Genomic DNA, 3,805 nt, shown 5'->3' on the forward strand with positions numbered 1-3,805 from the left:
GCTAAATTCAAGCTTTGTGCATCTAATGAAGTTTAGTGCTGAAAATCCCCGCCTTCGCAAAGCGGCAAAACGTTAGCTGTTATAGTATCCGAGCGTTGTAGAAAAACAAACCTTTAAAAAATAATTATATGACTTTTATTCTTTTGATTGCAGTTATTATCTTAATAATTGTGTTAATCTCTAACAAAAACAAATTTCAAAAAACTATAAATGATTTACAAAACATCATAAATAGTTTAAACGCAAAAATTAAAAGTTTTGAACAAGAAAGAGAAAATCTTAATCAAAAAATTGAAAGTTTAGAAGATAATAACAATGCTTTAAAAAAGTATCAAGGAATAGTTGATACAGAACAAAAAGCAAAAGATATTTTATTTAAAGCAAATCTAGAAGCTAGTGAAATATTAGAAAACGCAAAAAAAGAATTGGAAAACGCAGTTTTAGAAGCTAGTTCTATTAAATCAAAAGCTAATGTAGACGCAACAAATTTCAAACAAAATGCAATAAGTTTATTAAATAATGCAACATCAGAAGCAAAATTAGTAATTGAACAAGCTGAAATAAAAGCTAAAGAAATTGCAGGCGATGCATATAAGGCAATGCAGAATTCAAAAGAACTTGAAAAAACTGCGAAAGCAATGAAAAATATAATTGAAGGTTACGGAGATAAATATTTAATTCCTACTTTCAGTTTACTTGACGATTTAGCCGAAGAATTTGGGCACACAGAAGCAGGAGAAAAATTAAAATTTTCTAGAGAAAAAACTAGATTAATGATTAATAACGGAACTTCTGCAAAATGCGATTATGTGGAAACGAATAGAAAAGAAATTGCAATTAATTTTATTTTAGATGCTTTTAATGGTAAAGTTGACAGTATTTTGTCAAAAGTAAAAAAAGACAACTACGGTACTTTGGAACAAAAAATAAAAGATGCTTATCAAGTCGTAAACAATAACGGTAAAGCATTCAGAAATGCAGTAATTACAGAAGAATATCTAAATGCAAGAATTGATGAATTAAAATGGGCCGTAATTACACAAGAATTGAAATGGCAAGAGCAAGAAGAGCAAAGAAGAATTAAAGAACAAATTCGTGAAGAAGAAAAAGCCAGAAGAGAATATGAAAAAGCTATACGTGAAGCTCAAAAAGAAGAAGAAACACTTAAAAAATTAATAGAAAAAGCACAGAAACAAGTTTCCCAAGCAAACGATGAGCAGAAGTCTAAATTTGAAGAAAAATTAAGGGAATTAGAAGAAAAACTGAAAATTGCAGAAGATAAAAACCAAAGAGCAATTTCAATGGCTCAACAAACAAAATCTGGCAATGTTTATGTAATTTCTAATATTGGCTCATTTGGAGAAAACGTATTCAAAATCGGAATGACAAGAAGATTAGAACCTTTGGATAGAATTAAAGAATTAGGTGATGCAAGTGTTCCTTTTGAATTTGATGTACATTCAATGATTTTTAGTGATGACGCTCCAAAATTGGAAAGAGAACTTCACAAAAAATTTATGTTGATGCAGATGAATAAAGTAAATCCTAGAAAAGAATTCTTTAAAGTTAATCTTTCTGACATAAAAGCGGAAGTTGACAAAATGGAAATAAATGCTAAATGGACAATGACAGCAGAAGCTTTACATTATAGAGAAAGTTTGGCTATTGAAGAAGCAATTTCAAAAGATAAGCAGAAACAAATTGAATGGGAAAAATTCCAACAAAAAGCAGAAGAAATTATTGCTGAAACTGACGAGGAAATAGAAATTTAACAAGAACTACAACAGCTAACAGCCGTTTGGCAAAATGGCGGGTTCAGTGCTAAATTGAACATTTGGTTTTCAAATGAACATTAGTGCTAAAATGAAAGTAAGTGCTTCTAAATCCGCCACTTCGCCAAGCGGCAAAACGTTAACAGGCAGTTTTCGACCACCAAACTTTAAAAGATGACAACCAAAATTCTGACTTTCATTCTCACGTTAAGTTTTATCTTAAAAATTATTTTTTGGTTGTTAACAGATGGTCCGATTAGTAGAAGTTCTATGTTAGTAATTGGTTTACTAATAGTTATCTTGAATATTAAAAACAAATTGACGTGGAGTTTTGGGCTGATATTTTTGGTAAGTGCAATCGCCTCAATATTCTTAAATTTTAATGTTGCGCCGTCAAATGCTTGGGGAATAAATCCTTTTTTATTTTTAGATTCAATATTGCATTCTTTGCATTTGAAAACAAACAAGATGTGGAATATTTTACTGGGAATTATTCCATTATTACTTTATATATTTTTGCTCATAACATTTATTACTCCAAAGTTTAGAAGAAAGTATTTTCAAAAAAACTCAAAGTAGAAAAGAAATGTTTGCGTAGAAATCTTTCTCAGAAAATAAGCAGAAAATAGAAAGTGAAAAGTAGAATCCGAAATTGAAACTGGCAAAGTTTGCGTGCTCAAGGTAATATAAAAACCGCCTGTTAACAGCCGTTTCTCGCAATTGCGAATTTTGTGGTAAGTTCACGTTCACGTTTCGCAAGAATTTTTATCTTTAACAGAAAATAATTCGTTCCGAAGTTCGCAACTGACGAGAAGCGGCGGAACGTTACAAGCAATTTTAGAACAACGAAATGGTAAAAAAACATTATGATAATGAGGACTTAGATTTCAAAGATTTCTCAGAAGAACACCAAATCAGAACTAGAAAAATTTTCGAAGATTTAAAAGAAAAAGCTAAACAAAATGTAAGTCTTTTGGAAAGAGAAAAAAACTTCTTTTGTTTATGCCTAAAATTAAGTGATTATGAAAATGAGGGAAATCTAAAAGATTTTATAGCTTGTGATAATTTTCTATTTAAAAGTCTGTATTTGGTATATTTTTCTTCGGCTTTAAAATCAGATGTTTTTTACAAACCTCATAAAGGGAAAGTATATGAAGTTCCACATAATGAAAAATTAATGGATTTTAAATACCTCCAAAAAGTTACAGATAAGTGGGAAAAGGAAATTGAAAAGACAAACCACTCAGAACAAACTCTACAAATTCTAGCTTCTGAGGCAAGAAATGAACTAAAAGAACACAAGAAAAAATCTGGAAAACTACTTTTTAGAAGGCAAAAGGAAAACTATTATTTCCAAAAGGATAAATTAATTTTACATTCAAAATTCATTTATCTGCTTGTCAAAGAATTGTTTGAAGACATTGGAGAACAAAGTGTTAAATTTAATTTTTTGTCTAAAAATGTTGAAATAGATGCCCATTCTATAATTCATATTGTTAATAGACATTATGCACAAATGATTAAAATGAATAATCAAAAATCTTATCATATAGAAGATTTTTATCCCGACAAACTTCATTTAAGACTAGAAGATATATTAACACGTATAGACCGAACAAATCTTTTAACCCAAAATGATATTGAAAAAATTGCATTTACCTTTAATGAAAAACCATACCAAATTTGGATTAAGCGGCGAACAAAACAAGAAAAGGGCAATGGAAATATTCAATTTCATAGATTGGAAACATTTTACCCAATTGAAGATGCAAATGAGTTAAATAAAATAAACTCTGATTATTCTTTGATTAAAATTGACCATGAAGTCGGTGTTTATGTTAAAAAATAAAAACTGCTTGTAACAGGCGTTTGGCAAGATTGCGAATTTTGTAGTAAATTCACGTATACATTTCGCAAGAAATTTTATCTTTAACAGAAAACAATCGGTTCCGAAGCTCGCAACCTCGCCAAGCGCCGGAACGTCAGGCTGTGAAAAAACCTCATTTTGATTTCTTTTCTACTTCACAGGAGGT

2 protein-coding genes are annotated in these 3,805 nt (G+C 29.9%); both read left to right on the forward strand.

The window, feature by feature from the left end; genetic code table 11:
• Positions 1-128 precede the first annotated feature (128 nt).
• A complete protein-coding gene (locus AC23L6_RS13255) occupies positions 129-1,772 on the forward strand; it encodes an SNIPE associated domain-containing protein (protein WP_487562954.1) in 1,644 nt (547 codons plus the stop codon).
• Positions 1,773-2,622: 850 nt separating this feature from the next.
• Complete coding sequence (locus AC23L6_RS13260; RefSeq protein ID WP_487562953.1) at positions 2,623-3,621, forward strand: hypothetical protein; 999 nt, start codon at positions 2,623-2,625, stop codon at positions 3,619-3,621.
• The last annotated feature ends 184 nt before the right edge of the window (positions 3,622-3,805 follow it).

Source organism: Flavobacterium sp. R1_16 (genome assembly GCF_057652095.1).